Genomic DNA, 14,917 nt, shown 5'->3' with positions numbered 1-14,917 from the left:
GGCGGGTTTCCCGCCGTAGGAAACTTTTCAAGACGAATTTTGAATTGATTTGTCCCTACTCCCGACTCCCCACATTTGGACGTACTTTCGCCCGGACAAGTATAGCAGTAATGTTGTCATGACCATTGTATTGGTTGGCCAATTCAATTAATTCTCTCACCCCTGCTTCTAAGCTAGTACCGGAACTTAAGAAGGGCAATAGGTGAGTCTGCCAGTGGGTTTCTAACAAATCATTATCGGATAACCCATCTGAAACTAAAGCGAAAAGGTGATCTTCATGAATCTCAAAAAACTCGACATCAGGATTGATGGTAGTGCGCTCTCGTGGCCCCAAGGCTTGAGTCAGTTGATAAGCATCAGGACGAGCATAAGCTATTTTAGCTTGTACTCCTCTGGCTATTTCTCGTTGTCCGACTTCATGATCTACCGTGATTTGCTCTAAACCCTGCTTGCGAGTGACGCGGTAGCAACGACTATCTCCTACATGAGCCACTGCGGCTTGATTGCCTTGAATCAGCAGCATCACTAAAGTAGTACCCATGCGTCCGCTTCCCGAACGGGCATCTTGTTGATTTTGTTGGTAAATTACCTGATTAGCTTGATACACTCCCTCACGAATTGTATCTTCTGTTGGCAGTTGGTTTGTTGTCCAGTGTGTTTGAAAGTATTGCCGTAGGGTGTTTACTGCTAATTCACTAGCCACTTCACCGCCAGCGTGTCCGCCCATACCATCGCAGAGAATATACAAGCCTCTGGCTTGTAAAATTCGGTGTTTGGGCAAGTCCACTTTCTCAATTTTAGTTTCAATCCCAAAGTAGTCTTCATTATGTTGCCTTTGCCTACCGACATCAGTTTGTCCTGCATCTTCTAAGCTGCTTAACTGTACGGACAGCACAATTGTTGGTAAGTCATCTGATTGATTTTCGGCATTTTCTGACTCATCTACTTGTAAAAGTGTAGGTGCAGAGGTGTTTTCTTCTTCCATTGCTGCCAAATTGGGGGATGTGGTTTCTAGTTCTGTGGCTACTGTTGTTAAACGCGATCGCAACTGTGCAATTGTCTGGATTTTACCCTGTTCTAAATCGTCCAAAATCTGCACTACTGAACCAAATTGAGTGCGTTGAGAGGATTTAAACAAGTTCTGCCATACTCTACCTAATGCTTTCACCGTCAGAGGCTGCTCCCCACTAGCTAGCGTGGCTACTGTTTCATCTGCCAGGGGTGCGATCGCCCAATTATCCTTCGGTGTTTTCACATACAACCGTTGTAGCACTAGCGTCTGGTCTTCATCCAAGCGCAAATTCGCCAAATCCAACAAACTATAATGACAATCCAGTGGTTCTAATAACTCCCACAATTGGGTCATTTCATAACACCAGTATAAAATTTGCGATATACTTGTGTTTTCGGCTGACCACAAATCAAGTAAAGATTGCCAACCAGAACGGTCTTCAATCAGTAATACCTGCAAATCACCATCCAGCCACGCATCATGAATTTTTGGGATTCCTGGGTGATGCAAGGATTTTAACGCCAGGTAAGCCTTAGCTACAATCGGAATACCACTAGCTGCTACCGATGGCGTGAGCAAACTCGGTTGCTGATTTGCTAATGTACTCAGCAGCGATATTTGATAAGGTTGACAATCTAAAACCCTGGCACACCATTGATCATTGTCTGCTGATAGCTCTGATAACAACTGATAACGCTGCTCTTTGTCTAAATATGAACCCACAGACAAATGTAAAGCCGCAACTGGAGCAGTCGAAATCACCGAGGCATCGGGCATTGTCTCACCTCTCATCCCCATCTCCCCGGCTTGCTTACCTACAATTGCCCACCATACAGTTCCACATTCTGCACCACATTTATGACAATGTAGAGCCGACACCAGTACATCAGTACCACATTGATGACAGACCTTGTGAAACAAGGAAGCACCACATTTCTGACAGAATTTGTTAGCGTTGGGATTTTCAAATTGACACTGAGGGCAAATCAGCATAGTGGAAGTTCCTTAATTCCCGTTCCAAGGTGCTACTAGCCACTGATCTCCACATTGCCACAATCCGCCGCGTCTGCCTACAGTAGACAACCAAAAAATTGTGGTTTCACCCATGAATTCTGGTGGCCGTATTAATTGTGACGCATATTAGCTAAAGATTTCAGACATCGGCAAGATTATCTCTTATCCATTGGGGACTGGAGGAGAGGGAGAAAATATTTCCTCCCTTCTAACTTTAGTCATACAACCAAGTATTGGCAGAAAAATTGTCTTGGGACTCAGTTGGCTGTACTGGCAGTTTTTCAGGAGTGAGGTGAGATTTTCTATAGGTAACTGGCTTATAAGTTGGTTGTTCTGGTTGTTTTGGCGTGGGAGTTGGCGGTTTTTGTTTTAAAGATTGATTTTCCTCTATGAGTTGGGAATTAGCTTCTGCCAATTGTAGTGCTGTTTGTTTAGCTTCATAAAGCTCTTTGGTAATTCTTTCTACTGCGGCTTTTTGTTGGGCTAAAGCTGATTCTAATTCTACTTGTTGCTGTTTAAGAGACATTTCGTTTTGTTGAGATGTTTCTAAACTTGCTTGCAATTCTTTAATAGTCACTTCTAAATCAGCTTTTGTGGGATTGCTACGCTTATTAGTCAATGTTTCAGCTATTGGCTGAGAAGTTTCCTCTGGGGTAGCAGCATTGTCTTCTGCCACTTCTACAGCATTGACATTAATTGCAGATTCACCTTCAGATGGGTTAAATTTTTGGACTTCCTCTTGAATCAAGTCGGAAAGACTGTGTTTTTTAGGCATTATTTTCTCCAATCACGCTGTAATTCTTCCGCCACTCGACGGTAATCTGACTCTGCCTCTTTAGCATTTCTGCCCCGCCACTGATTAATAGCCACACCCTCCAATGCTGCCCGTTCGTGGGCTTTGTATATCCTAATGAAAGACTTACAAGCGGGAATTCCTAAGCGTTGCAGAGTATTTTGGGCTTCTATGGCTTCATTTATACATCGGGTGTCAACTTTTGTCAGTAGTACCCGATGGGGAATACCGACAGGAACAACAGCAGCCTTAACTGTATCAATCAGGGCGGCTAAATCCATTGCTGCTGGTGGTGTAGGTAACACTAAATAATCTGCGATCGCTACTACTGTCGCTAAGGCATCCGAGTGGAGTGCCGGCGGCGTATCCACTATGACTAAATCGTAACCTGTGATTGCTTTTAACCGACCTAATAATTGCGGATTTGTTTCTTGGGATAAGTCAAACCCCATACCATTCTGATTCCGCCCAAACCACCAACTAGCAGAACCTTGAATGTCTGTATCAACCAGAATAACTTTTTTCTTTTTCCCAAACTGGGCAGCTAAATTGACGGCGGTAGTCGTTTTACCGACTCCACCTTTACCGTTGAGAATGGCGATGATTTTTGGCACTGCTGACTCCCGACCCTGCCTTAAATGAATATACCGCTTTCTGGAGCCAGCAGTATCAGAAAAACTTGCCACAATAAAATTTAGTAGCCCTGAAATCCGATTCAAAAAAAGCTAACAAATGCTAACAAGTGCCAGCTTTTTCTTCCTGCTTCTTCCTAGAAGTGTCGGCACTATCTAGTCCACAGGCTAACACGGTCAATCTGACCGCTATATCTCTCCCAAAAGTTGAGAAAATTTTCTTGAGGTGCTACTAACAATCCTCTTGTCTATGGAGCTTATCCCTCGCCTGCGGCACGTTTACCAAACGCCAGTTTAACTGGAGGGTGTATCCTCTGACGGCGACGGTTGAACCGTTATTAATTAGTAGATTATAGGCTGTTTCCATCCACAATGCAATTAAACGATATCCTGTCAACCTCTCATAAATGTGAGTAATTGTTAGCAATTGTTAATCATTGCGGTGCTGTTTACAAACCCTCCTAAAAATCTTGAGTTGCCAAAGCCAAATCTAAGAGATAATGCAGCCAACAAGATGGAGTAGAATTAATCCTTTAGATAGAGGAGGGCAAAAAGATGACTCGTGTCATCATCGTGCGTCATGGCCAAAGCACATATAACACCGAAAAACGCATTCAAGGGCGCAGTGACGTATCAACATTAACAGAAAAAGGTCGTAGTGATGCCGCTAAAGTCGGCAAAGCCCTCAGTAATATTTCATTTCATGGAATTTATAGCAGTCCACTGCAACGAGCCAAACAGACAGCAGAAATTATTCATGGTGAGTTAACATCTAAGTTTGAGAAGTCTGCCGTTGTGCAAACTTCTGATTTGCTACTAGAAGTTGACTTACCTTTGTGGGAAGCAATGGTGAGTGCTGATGTTAAGCAGCAGTTTCCTGAAGATTATCGCATTTGGCATGAACACCCCGATGAATTGAAGATGGTGGTTAACCAAGACGGGGAAACTCAAGAACATTTTCCTGTGCTGTCTTTGTATAAACAAGCGCGACAGTTTTGGCAAGAAATTTTACCCCATCATCAAGGTGAAACTATCTTAATCGTCGGTCATAATGGCATCAATCGCGCCTTGATTAGCACCGCTTTGGGTATTCACCCCAGTCGTTACCATTGCATACAGCAATCTAACTGTGGCATCAACGTCTTAAACTTTTCTGGGGGTTTGGGCGAACCAGTACAATTAGAGTCGATGAACCAGACGCAACATCTAGGGGAAACTCTCCCTTCCTTACGTCCTGGTCATCAAGGTGTAAGATTGTTACTGGTACGTCACGGGGAAACCGAATGGAACCGCCAAACCAGATTTCAAGGACAGATTGACATTCCCCTCAATGACAACGGCAGAAACCAAGCAAAAAAAGCTGGGGAATTTCTCCAAAATGTCGCCCTTGACTTTGCCGTAAGTAGCACTATGGCACGTCCTAAAGAAACAGCCGAAATTATTTTGCAACATCATTCTGATGTCAATTTAGAATTACAAGACGGCTTAAGAGAAATTGGACATGGACTTTGGGAAGGAAAACTAGAAGTAGAAATCGAGCAAGAATTCCCTGGAGAGTTACACCGTTGGCGCACAACGCCAGCAGATGTACAAATGCCAGAAGGAGAGAATTTACAACAAGTATGGGAACGTAGTACGGTGACTTGGCAAGCAATTGTCCAATCGGCTATCGAAAATCAACGCCAAACCGGATTAGTCGTGGCTCACGACGCTACTAATAAAACCCTACTTTGTTATATTCTCGGCTTATCTGCTGATAATTTCTGGAATTTCCGCCAAGGTAACGGTGCTGTCAGTGTCATTGACTACCCCTCTGGGCTGAATGGTTTACCAGTATTGCAAGCAATGAACATTACCACTCATTTAAGTGGCGGTGTACTGGATAAAACCGCAGCAGGAGCATTATAGGGTGATTAACAACAACAATAGATAAAAAGCTGAAGCACTAAATAGCTCAAATGACAACTGAACTTCTGCAACAAGTAAGGGTAATTGACCCGGTTTCTGGAACTGATCAAGTGGCTGATGTGCTAATTGCTCATGGTACAATCCAAGCAGTAGCCCCACAAATTACTGATATTAGTTCTGATACTCAAGTTAGAGATTGTCGGGGACTGATTCTCGGAACTGGGTTAGTTGATTTGTATAGTCACTCCGGCGAACCAGGTTTTGAAGAAAGAGAAACTCTGTTATCTTTTTTACAAGCGGCGGCGGCTGGTGGCTTTACCAGAGTTAGCATTCTCCCTGATACATCGCCAGCTATTGATAACCCTGCGCTTGTTGCACAGTTGCAGAAAATGAGAGGGGGAAATCCCTCATCTCTCTCACTTCCCCATCTCCACATCTGGGGTGCGATTACCTTAGATGTGGCAGGGAAGCAGATGACGGAATTAGCCGATTTAGCGGCGGCGGGAGTTGTGGGGTTTACTGATGGTTTGCCGTTAGATAATTTAGGATTAGTGCGGCGGTTGTTGGAATATGTGCAAGCATTGGGTAAACCTGTAGCTTTTTGGCCTTGCGATCGCCTACTTCAATCTAACGGAGTCATGCGGGAAGGTGCGGATGCGTTGCGGTATGGTTTACCACCTGTTCCTGTGAGTGCGGAAACAACTGCGATCGCCTCTTTAATCGAATTGGTAGCTAACATTGGTACACCCATCCATATCATGCGTGTTTCCACGGCTCGCAGTGTAGAATTAATTGCCACAGCTAAAGCCCAAGGTTTACCGATTACCGCCAGTACCACCTGGATGCACCTGTTATTAGATACTAAATCTGTTAAGAGTTATAACACCAGCTTGCATTTAGAACCACCTTTAGGTAATACCAGTGATATGAAGGCGTTACGGGAAGCAGTAAGGGAGGGTGTTGTGGATGCGATCGCCATTGATCATGCAGCTTACACCTACGAAGAAAAAGTCCAAGCCTTTGCCGAAGCACCACCAGGGGCGATTGGTTTAGAATTAGCATTACCATTGTTGTGGCAGCATTTAGTTGCAACTGGGGAATTTACCGGATTACAATTGTGGCAAGCATTGAGTACAAAACCCGCAGATTGTTTACAAGAAAAAGTTAGTAAAATTGCACCTCATCAGCAAGCTGAACTAACATTATTTAACCCTGAAAAAACTTGGACAGTAGACAGAAAGAATCTGCATACTCTTTCTAGCAATACTCCCTGGTTAGGACAAGAATTAAAAGGGCGAGTAGTGCAAACTTGGTGTTAGTGAGCAAGGTTGTAGTTAGTTTACAGATTTTGCAGTGGGATAAGAGCGATCGCACCCGAAAATGGTAGTTGATTTTAGTAGGCGATCGCTCAAAAACTCAGTCCCAGAAATCAACAGTAGTATATGATTAATTTACTGGTTTTTGGTTTCTTGTTGTTGGTTTAACCAAGCTGCTAAATCTGCAACTTCAGAAAAATCTAATAATTGTTCACCCAGTGCTTCTAATTGCTCAATAGATAATCTTTGAACTTGCTCGATTAAAGATAAATCAATTTCTCCAAACCGACGATTTAACAAGCGCAGAATTAGCTGTTGTTCTCCTTGCTGTAGTCCTTGTTGTAACCCTTCCTGTCTAGCTCGTTCTCTGTCTTCTTGATACAGTGGTGCTAATCTCATCACTAACTCCCGATCATCTGTTTCTATATTCTGATTTATTCTCAAGTTTTGTTGTAGGCTATAGAGTAATTCTAGCGTCACTCTCTGAAAGGGATGATTTGCTGGTAGTGCTGCCAATTCATCAATTGCTCGTTGCTGTACTCTACCACGCCCTAGTATTCTCAGCCACAGTGTTTCTTGAGTACAGGGTAACTGATGAATTACAACTATGGCTGTCCGCAAATACTCAGGTAGAAAGTAAACTCCCTCTACCCAGTCTGATTTTAGACTTGCACCAAAGCCGGAAATTATTGTTTCCGATGCGGTGGGAGTCAGAACCCATAAATGGGGAATTTCTCCGGCTGAGATTGGGGTTTTAGTGCGATTTGCTTCTCTTTGAATAGCGTTTCTGACTTCTAAGAGTTTTAACAGACAATCAGTGATTTCTTCTTTTGATGCTGGGTTGCGGAACGGTTCAAAAATGGCGGATGTAGTTGCCATTTTCCCTAATAATCCTAATGTTGCTAAATTAGCTGTTTGGGTTGAAAAGGGAGAAAATAATACATCTATTTCGCGAACTTCAGCAGCTACCCGACTCGGTGCTTGGACTTTTCCATAGGGTTTGAGTAGTTCTTCTAAATAGTCTTTGGAAAATTGGTCATGGATAAATCGCGTCATTTAATTATTTTTAAAAAAACTTGATAATTATTCATATTTTATCTGTTGTAGACACAACAAAAATGGGAGCATCCCAAATGTGTAAGTTTATTTTTTGCTTGAGGTTAAGACATGAAATGAACGAACCACGAAGGGACGTTCGCGAAGCGTTCCGAAGGAAAGGACACGAAGGAAAGAGAGTTTTAGAGAGATTTTGCAATGGCTAAGTTTATTTTTTCAAAATTGGGATGCTCCCACAAAAATAGACTGACATCTTGCACCTGTTCCTTGTATTGTTATTAGCATCAAAATCTCTCAAACCTAACCCCCCCAGCCCCCCTTCCCTACAAGGGAATGGGGATTTTAAAGCCTCTCTCCTTGCAGGGGAGAGGTTTGGAGAGGGGTTTTTGTAGGGGCGGGTTCACAAGTTAATCTGTAGGTAGACCGAATTTTTCATAAACCCGCCCCTACTTTGCGGCTTGACAAATATTCTTTAATAGCACAAGTTTTTGTAAAAAATATCGCCCTCAATCTAAGCCAGAAAAGCGCAACCACTGGGGAAGCAAATTATTAGCAGGGTTGAAGAAAAAGGGAAAGGGGAAGAAAACCTCACCTGGACAAATGAGACTACCTTGGGATGAGTGGGAAGCGACTAATGAAGAAGTAGAACAAGTAGCATCAAAGTTTATCCTGGCTAATTGTTATAACCCGCAAGTTGCTGGCAGCATACTACAAGAAAAACAACAAGAGTAGAAAAAGCCACAGTGCCAGGTATCGGAAACGTAGAACCCGCAAGACTTCGTAGGAAATGGCTTATTTAGAAATCTTTACAATTTTGTGTAAGCCTTATATGTTACAGTTTACAAGTCTCGACGCGAGAGAAGAGACTCCACCTCCAGGAACGGGCATTCCGCCAGTGTGAATGAACTGATAGTAATAGACAGGGAGATGCCCTTCGGGAGCTTTTTCGGCAGCTTTGACATCGAATGTCTGATCATTAAAAACTAACCACTTTTCTTCTTTTCGCCAGCCGACACGCTTGCCGAACTCGCACCAAGTGTAATAATCAGCATTGGGATTGCCTCCGACACTTTCCCAAATACTCTTTTGGACACTAAACCCAAAGCGTCCATTGCTATACTTTACCCACAGTTGGTCAATAGTGCGTAAATCAGTGCAGGGAAATTTTTTGATATGATCAATATCAAGCCAGCCTTGTTTTTCTCTACCAGCAACTTTTAGCATCACTTCCAGAGTTTCTTGATCTGCTTCTTTCCACTCTCCTGCTTTGAGTAAGTCGCGCAAGCGTGTATAGTCTACACCTTTATCAGAACTCAGATCATCTGTTTCCGGTGTTAGTGTAGTGGTTGTTTCGTTTGGTTTTGCTCTTTGTGGCGGTATCTGCTGAATCTGTTGTTGATGCTCCGCTTCTCTGACAGATGTAATCTCTTTCTCTATCTCCTTTACATCCTCATCCCTCAGTCCTAAAATATCCTGCTGATAATCCTTCAATATGTTCAAATTATGCTCATCTAGAGGATATTGTTGCTTAACTGCCTTTTCATAAGCTTGTTTGTAAAGTTTAAGATTTTCCAACCGCCTAAGAGAAGGTTCTAGAACTTCGTTTTCTATTTCCTCTGCTTTTTCATCTGTGAGTCCAAATGTTTGGCGTTTTGGCTTCAAGACTAAGTAGGCAAGTTCACTGAGTTCACCATTTTGGGCATATTGTTCAACAAGCTTGCGATACTCTGCTTCTGAACTCTTTGGCGCATTGGCTATGATAATATTAAAGCCTTCCCTATCCAGAATAATGGCTGGTGTCATATTCGGCTTGACTTCTTGAACTTTCGCCTTGGCGTAATCATGGAGTTCTTGAATCAGAATACAACCATTGTTGTCTTTGTCTGCTGCCCCAGTTTCAATTCCCTCAACTAAATATTGCGTGTAAAGCGAAAGGGTTGAGCCTTCTTGCTCAAAAGATTTTTGAGTTGCACTGGAAGAGGTGAGAACAACCCGCCCTACAGCACCTAGCTGCTGTTTAATATCCTCTACACCAACACTTTTTGGCCGCCAAGTTCCAGCGAAAGCACCGCTATAGCAAGCATCGAGAATTACAACTTGCCGTTTAGCATAGCAACTGTTTGATCGTCCTTGGATATAACTTGCGTCTACAGCAGTAGCTTCAAAGTCATCTTTAGCTGTAATCCGAGTTGCTAAATAGAGATGCCCTTCATCATTAGTAATACCATGACCAGAGAAAAATAATAATACTAAATCATCTTTCTTAGCTTCCTTAAACAGCTTGTGAATTGCCTTTCGCATTGCAACTGCATCGGGGTTAAGCAGTTGTTCAACCTGCTCAAACCCCCCCAAGTTTGGGTTTTGCAAAACTCGCTGCATAGCTGCCACATCATTGAGTGCTGCTGAGAGGGGAGGAATACCTTCACCATACTCACTGACTCCAATCAGTAGTGCTATTTTAGCCATTCCCGCCACCCATTTTTTCTAACAATTCTTTGGCTAATCTCTCACTTTCTAGTAGCTCTTGCCGACTTTTAGCTTTTATGTTGACTTCTTTATCACCAACTTTTACACTGACTTCAAGGTTCTTGTCTTGCAGGCGATCGCCCAAAAAACTCAAAAAGCTTTTAAAATTCTTCATGCTTACCTCAGCCGTAAGCACACCTATCAAAGTAGCAAACCCTGGCTTACTTCCCGCTTCTGGGTTCAAATCTTCAGCGCGATCCGCCTTTTCCACCTCATCCAAATCCCGAATTTCCCCCAGCAACTTTATAGCTATTTCTCGCCGTCTTTCATCATCTAATTCTGGGTCATCAATGGCAAAAGTGAATTGAATTATGGGTTCGCCTGTCATTTTAACCTCCAGAGTCCCGTTATCTACACGGCAATAGTCTAAACAGTAAAATTCTTGGATTTACTATCTAAAAAATATAACCTAAAGCCGATATGTAAGTAATTAAATTTCGAGGGTTTTTAAACTCTGCTCAGACAAAAAATATCTGTCATTTTTGCAGAAACTTTTACTAAAAAAATACAGTCGTTTGTCACAAAATGCTCAATATTTACCCAGATTCTAGCCGTCTTTAGTCTAATGAGATAAAAATTTATCTGCGTTTATCTGCGTGCATCTGCGTTTAATTTTGTCACTTGAATAACTCCGCCATCTGCGATAGTGAAACCAAACTATTCGCGCATAGAATACCAGAAGCAGCGACAGCAGGGACACCAATTCCCGGCATAGTGCTATCACCCACACGATACAAACCCTGTATAGGCGTATGTGTACTAGGAAACATCCCCTTACCCGCAGCAATAGCAGGGCCGTAAGTTCCCTGATAACGTCGCAGATAATGAGCATGAGTTAACGGTGTGCCAATCAATTCCAACACTACACGCCCTCGAATATCAGGTATAATTTTTTCTACAGCACGGTATAAAGATTCTGCTTTCTCTCGCTTCTTCGCCTCATAACCATCATCCCTTACCCATTCCGCGAAAGGTTCAAGGGTGTAAGCATGAACTACATGATGTCCCTCTGGTGCGAGATTTTTATCCCACACACTCGGAATAGATATCATGCAAGTATTCCCTGGTTTACTAATATCTTCGCTAGAGTCATGCACTACCACATGATGTCCGGTTAAATTATCCAACCCCTCAGCCCGAATACCTAAGTGCAAGTGCATGAAACTTTCTACGGCTGGAGTCTGTAAAGCAGTTTGACGGTAAGCCGTCGGTAAATCTTCAGGACGTAGTAACTGATTGTAAGTATCCCAAATTGTGGCGTTAGAAATCACGATTGGGGCTGACAAAATCTCACCACTTCGCAACCTTACACCTGTAACTTTCCCAGACTCTACCAAAATTTGCTCAACGTGACATCCTAAACGTAACTTACCACCCCAACGTTCTAACCCCCGCACCAAAGCATTGACAATTGCTGCACTTCCCCCCGCAGGATACTCAACCCCAGCACGGGAACGTTCACCTAGCATAAATGCTACCTCTGGGGCAATTGTACCTTGTGCTTTTAAGCCAGACAGTAAGAAACATTCTAAGTCAATCAGTCGCCGCACCCAAGGGTCTTTGACAGTAGCATCCATGACATCGCCGACGGAAGACTGTACGAGAGTTAAATAAGGGAGCATTTTCGCCAAAGACGGCAAATAACGTTGCAACAAGACTAAAATTACCTGCCAATCTGCCCTGAGTGCTAGGGTAGGAATATCCTTCATCGCCTCATATAGTCCTAACAGGCGGCGTTCAAATTGCTGGAGTTCCTTTGCACCTTGGGTTGTGATTTTTGCTATTTCCTGACGGTAGCGTTCAGCGTTGCTGTAGACTGGAAAATCACCTTCAGGAAAGTGGTAGTGTCCCAAAGGATCATAAGGTATAACTTGGATGGATTCACCTAAAGAATCAAGCACCTGTTTGAGAGGATTTAAACTCTGAGTACCAGTTAAACCGCAATAAAAGGAGGGGCCTGAATCAAATTCAAACCCTCGTCGTCTAAAACTATGGGCTGCACCGCCAGGAATTGTATGACTTTCACAGACAATTACACGCTTACCATAACGCGCCAACAACGCCGACGCACATAAACCACCGATACCGCTACCGATGACGATGATATCTGGGGAATGGGGACACATAAATTCAAAATACTCCTACGGAGAAGCAAGCTACAAAATTCAAAATTCAAAATTAAAGAATGTTTGAGGAATGGGGGTGTAGGGGAGGGGTGCAGAGAAAATTTTACCTCAATCCCCAATGACTAATAACTAATGACTAATAACTAATAACCAATGACTGAACCACTAATTGAACTAAAAGGTGTTTCTAAAGCCTTTGGGAACAATCGGGTTTTAGATAATGTAGATTTGACGATTTATCGGGGTGAAGCTTTAGGCATTATAGGCCCTTCGGGGACGGGTAAATCGACGATTTTACGCATAATTGCTGGGTTACTTAATCCTGATGAGGGGGAAGTTTATGTGCAGGGTGTGAAACGAGAGGGGTTGATTGAAGATGGTGATGACCCGGTTGGTATTAGTATGGTATTTCAACAGGCGGCTTTGTTTGATTCGCTGACTGTAGAGGAAAATGTGGGGTTTTTGCTGTATCAGAATTCTAATTTAGCGCGATCGCGCATCCGCGATTTAGTCAAAGAAAAATTAGACATGGTTGGTTTACCGGGTATCAGTCATCTCTATCCCTCGGAACTTTCTGGAGGTATGCGTAAACGGGTAAGTTTTGCCCGTGCAATTATGTCTAACCCCGATAACCCAGCAGAGGGGGCTGAAGTTTTACTCTACGATGAACCTACAGCCGGACTTGATCCCATTGCTTCCACTGTCATAGAAGATTTAATCCGTGACTTGCAAAAAACTCAAGGTGTATGCAGTACCTATGCTATTGTCACTCACCAAGACAGTACAATTCGACGCACAACTGATAAACTGGTATTCCTCTATCAAGGTAAAGTACAGTGGCAAGGTACAGTTAGTGAGTTAGACAATACAAACCATCCACTAATCAAACAATTTATGAGTGGAAGTGTACAAGGGCCTATTCAGGTTGTGGGTTAATCGGGTAGACAAACAATATGCGAGATTTCATTACCAGCCGTTTCGCATCGAAGCGAACTTTAAGAGAGGGTTCAGTAGGATTATTAATCTTTTTCGGACTAGGGGCATTTGTCGTTATTATCTTATGGTTAAATAGATTCACTGCGGCTCGCAGTTCCTATAAAGCAATTGTGGAATTTGCCAATGCTGGCGGGATGCAAAGAGGTGCGCCTGTTCGCTATCGAGGTGTGAAAGTTGGTAATATTGCTCGCATTCAACCAGGGCCAAATGCGGTAGAAGTAGAGATTGAAATCCTCCAATCTGATTTAATTATCCCCCGTGATGTGGTGGTTGAAGCTAATCAGAGTGGATTAATTAGCGAAAGTATTATTGATATCACACCAAAAACATCATTACCATCTGGGGAAAATATAGCTAAACCTCTAGATAAAAATTGCAACCCCAGCCTTATAGTTTGTAATGGTTCTCGTCTCAAAGGTCAAATTGGTATCAGTCTAGATGAACTCATTCGTAGCACTACTGAGTTAGCTACTGTTTACAATAATCCCCAATTTTATCAACGGGTAAATAAACTTTTAGAAACCTCATCAGAAGCTGCTACCAGTGTTGCCGCACTCAGCAAAGATATCCGCAGCTTGAGCAGAAGTTTTCAAGGACAGTTAGGTACATTTGCTTCTACTGCTACTTCGGTGCAGAGAGCAACCAATGCACTAACAGCTTCGACTACAAAAACTGTAGACCAATTGGGTGTCACCGCTAGTCAATTCAGCACAACTGCAACTCAAGCTAGTAAATTACTCACTGACTTAGATAACCTTGTCAACACCAATCGTTCTGTACTGGTTGGGACTCTGAATAATATTTCTGAAACCAGTAACCAGCTACGGGTCACAGTCTCTAGTCTATCACCTGCCCTGAATCGGTTAACCCAAGGGGAGTTACTAAAAAATTTAGAAAGTCTTTCGGCAAATGCGGCTCAAGCCTCAGCTAATTTGCGAGATGCTACCAAAGCCTTAAATGATCCTAAAAATGCCGTGCTGTTGCAACAAACCCTAGACTCAGCCAGGGTGACATTTGAAAATACCCAAAAAATAACTTCTGATTTGGATGAGTTAACAGGTGATCCTAATTTCCGGCAAAATTTACGGCAATTAGTCAATGGTTTAAGCAGCTTAGTGTCATCCACAGACCAAATGCAAGAACAAGTTAAAGTAGCTGCAACCCTAGAGTCAGCGAAAGTAGCCATCAAATCAGATGTAGCAATTTCCCCACCACCAACACCAAAACAAAAGGCTCTCACCATTAAGCCTACACCTGTAGTAGTTGAAAGTTCGGTTAACCCCCCTCAAGCATCGGTAAGTCCTTCCCCTGTGAATTCATCTCAAGAGCAACTATTGCAGCAATTACGGGAGTATCGGGAGAGTAGGGACAAGTAAATTCAAAATTCAAAATTCAAAATTGAATAAATTCTGCCCCTACCTTCTTACCTAATCCCCAGTCCCCAATCCCCAATCCCCAATCCCCAGTCCCCAATCCCCAGTCCCCAATCCCCAATCCCCAGTCCCCAATCCCCAGTCCCCAACTAATTCCAATCTTGC

General features: G+C 43.0%; 12 protein-coding genes. 5 read left to right on the top strand and 7 right to left on the bottom strand.

Annotated features, from left to right (window positions below):
* Positions 1–55: 55 nt before the first annotated feature.
* The 3 genes from A3775_RS03090 to A3775_RS03080 form a co-directional block, all read right to left on the bottom strand.
* Positions 56–2,005: a serine/threonine phosphatase gene (locus A3775_RS03090; RefSeq protein WP_066381650.1), complete on the bottom strand. Its 1,950-nt coding sequence runs from the start codon at positions 2,003–2,005 to the stop codon at positions 56–58.
* A 235-nt stretch (positions 2,006–2,240) separates the two neighbouring features.
* On the bottom strand, positions 2,241–2,801 hold the full coding sequence (locus tag A3775_RS03085; protein ID WP_066423796.1) for a hypothetical protein: 561 nt from the start codon (positions 2,799–2,801) through the stop codon (positions 2,241–2,243).
* Positions 2,801–3,433, bottom strand: a complete 633-nt coding sequence (locus tag A3775_RS03080) for a ParA family protein (protein ID WP_066381766.1) — start codon at positions 3,431–3,433, stop codon at positions 2,801–2,803. Before A3775_RS03080 ends, A3775_RS03085 begins: the two co-directional genes overlap by 1 nt.
* A gap of 573 nt (positions 3,434–4,006) precedes the next feature.
* On the opposite strand from A3775_RS03080, the gene A3775_RS03075 reads away from it, so the two are divergent.
* Both A3775_RS03075 and A3775_RS03070 read left to right on the top strand, forming a co-directional pair.
* Positions 4,007–5,359, top strand: a complete 1,353-nt coding sequence (locus A3775_RS03075) for a histidine phosphatase family protein (RefSeq protein ID WP_066381645.1) — start codon at positions 4,007–4,009, stop codon at positions 5,357–5,359.
* A 50-nt stretch (positions 5,360–5,409) separates the two neighbouring features.
* Entirely contained in the window at positions 5,410–6,678 is a 1,269-nt protein-coding gene (locus tag A3775_RS03070; protein WP_066423794.1) for a dihydroorotase, read from the top strand.
* Positions 6,679–6,810: 132 nt separating this feature from the next.
* Here the strand turns inward: A3775_RS03070 and A3775_RS03065 are convergent, their stop codons facing one another.
* The gene (locus tag A3775_RS03065) at positions 6,811–7,731 is read right to left on the bottom strand and encodes a DUF4351 domain-containing protein (RefSeq protein WP_066423792.1); all 921 of its coding nucleotides are present in this window, start codon (positions 7,729–7,731) and stop codon (positions 6,811–6,813) included.
* A gap of 600 nt (positions 7,732–8,331) precedes the next feature.
* On the opposite strand from A3775_RS03065, the gene A3775_RS25195 reads away from it, so the two are divergent.
* On the top strand, positions 8,332–8,463 hold the full coding sequence (locus A3775_RS25195; RefSeq protein ID WP_255362910.1) for a hypothetical protein: 132 nt from the start codon (positions 8,332–8,334) through the stop codon (positions 8,461–8,463).
* 93 nt (positions 8,464–8,556) lie between these two features.
* Here the strand turns inward: A3775_RS25195 and A3775_RS03055 are convergent, their stop codons facing one another.
* The 3 genes from A3775_RS03055 to A3775_RS03045 form a co-directional block, all read right to left on the bottom strand.
* Positions 8,557–10,197, bottom strand: coding sequence for a caspase, EACC1-associated type (locus A3775_RS03055; RefSeq protein ID WP_082803662.1), 1,641 nt, complete (start codon positions 10,195–10,197; stop codon positions 8,557–8,559).
* Positions 10,190–10,585 (bottom strand): hypothetical protein, encoded by a 396-nt coding sequence (locus A3775_RS03050; protein WP_066423785.1) that lies wholly within the window; start codon positions 10,583–10,585, stop codon positions 10,190–10,192. Before A3775_RS03050 ends, A3775_RS03055 begins: the two co-directional genes overlap by 8 nt.
* A gap of 289 nt (positions 10,586–10,874) precedes the next feature.
* Positions 10,875–12,383 (bottom strand): NAD(P)/FAD-dependent oxidoreductase, encoded by a 1,509-nt coding sequence (locus tag A3775_RS03045; protein WP_066423784.1) that lies wholly within the window; start codon positions 12,381–12,383, stop codon positions 10,875–10,877.
* Between the two features lie 153 nt (positions 12,384–12,536).
* On the opposite strand from A3775_RS03045, the gene A3775_RS03040 reads away from it, so the two are divergent.
* Complete coding sequence (locus A3775_RS03040; protein WP_066423782.1) at positions 12,537–13,319, top strand: ABC transporter ATP-binding protein; 783 nt, start codon at positions 12,537–12,539, stop codon at positions 13,317–13,319.
* A gap of 17 nt (positions 13,320–13,336) precedes the next feature.
* Entirely contained in the window at positions 13,337–14,755 is a 1,419-nt protein-coding gene (locus A3775_RS03035) for an MlaD family protein (RefSeq protein WP_066381630.1), read from the top strand.
* Positions 14,756–14,917: the final 162 nt, after the last annotated feature.

Origin of the sequence: Anabaena sp. 4-3, assembly GCF_001597745.1 — a bacterium.
Taxonomy (GTDB): Bacteria; Cyanobacteriota; Cyanobacteriia; order Cyanobacteriales; family Nostocaceae; genus Trichormus.
Note: the sequence above shows the minus strand (reverse complement) of the source record. Positions and strands in the feature narration are given on the sequence as shown.

What these genes read in the sequence shown, in the direction of transcription:
- A3775_RS03090 (WP_066381650.1), bottom strand. Translation starts at nt 2,005, where the DNA reads ATGCTGATTTGCCCTCAGTGTCAATTTGAAAATCCCAACGCTAACAAA.
- A3775_RS03085 (WP_066423796.1), bottom strand. Translation starts at nt 2,801, where the DNA reads ATGCCTAAAAAACACAGTCTTTCCGACTTGATTCAAGAGGAAGTCCAA.
- A3775_RS03075 (WP_066381645.1), top strand. Translation starts at nt 4,007, where the DNA reads ATGACTCGTGTCATCATCGTGCGTCATGGCCAAAGCACATATAACACC.
- A3775_RS03070 (WP_066423794.1), top strand. Translation starts at nt 5,410, where the DNA reads ATGACAACTGAACTTCTGCAACAAGTAAGGGTAATTGACCCGGTTTCT.
- A3775_RS03065 (WP_066423792.1), bottom strand. Translation starts at nt 7,731, where the DNA reads ATGACGCGATTTATCCATGACCAATTTTCCAAAGACTATTTAGAAGAA.
- A3775_RS25195 (WP_255362910.1), top strand. Translation starts at nt 8,332, where the DNA reads ATGAGACTACCTTGGGATGAGTGGGAAGCGACTAATGAAGAAGTAGAA.
- A3775_RS03055 (WP_082803662.1), bottom strand. Translation starts at nt 10,197, where the DNA reads ATGGCTAAAATAGCACTACTGATTGGAGTCAGTGAGTATGGTGAAGGT.
- A3775_RS03050 (WP_066423785.1), bottom strand. Translation starts at nt 10,585, where the DNA reads ATGACAGGCGAACCCATAATTCAATTCACTTTTGCCATTGATGACCCA.
- A3775_RS03045 (WP_066423784.1), bottom strand. Translation starts at nt 12,383, where the DNA reads ATGTGTCCCCATTCCCCAGATATCATCGTCATCGGTAGCGGTATCGGT.
- A3775_RS03040 (WP_066423782.1), top strand. Translation starts at nt 12,537, where the DNA reads ATGACTGAACCACTAATTGAACTAAAAGGTGTTTCTAAAGCCTTTGGG.
- A3775_RS03035 (WP_066381630.1), top strand. Translation starts at nt 13,337, where the DNA reads ATGCGAGATTTCATTACCAGCCGTTTCGCATCGAAGCGAACTTTAAGA.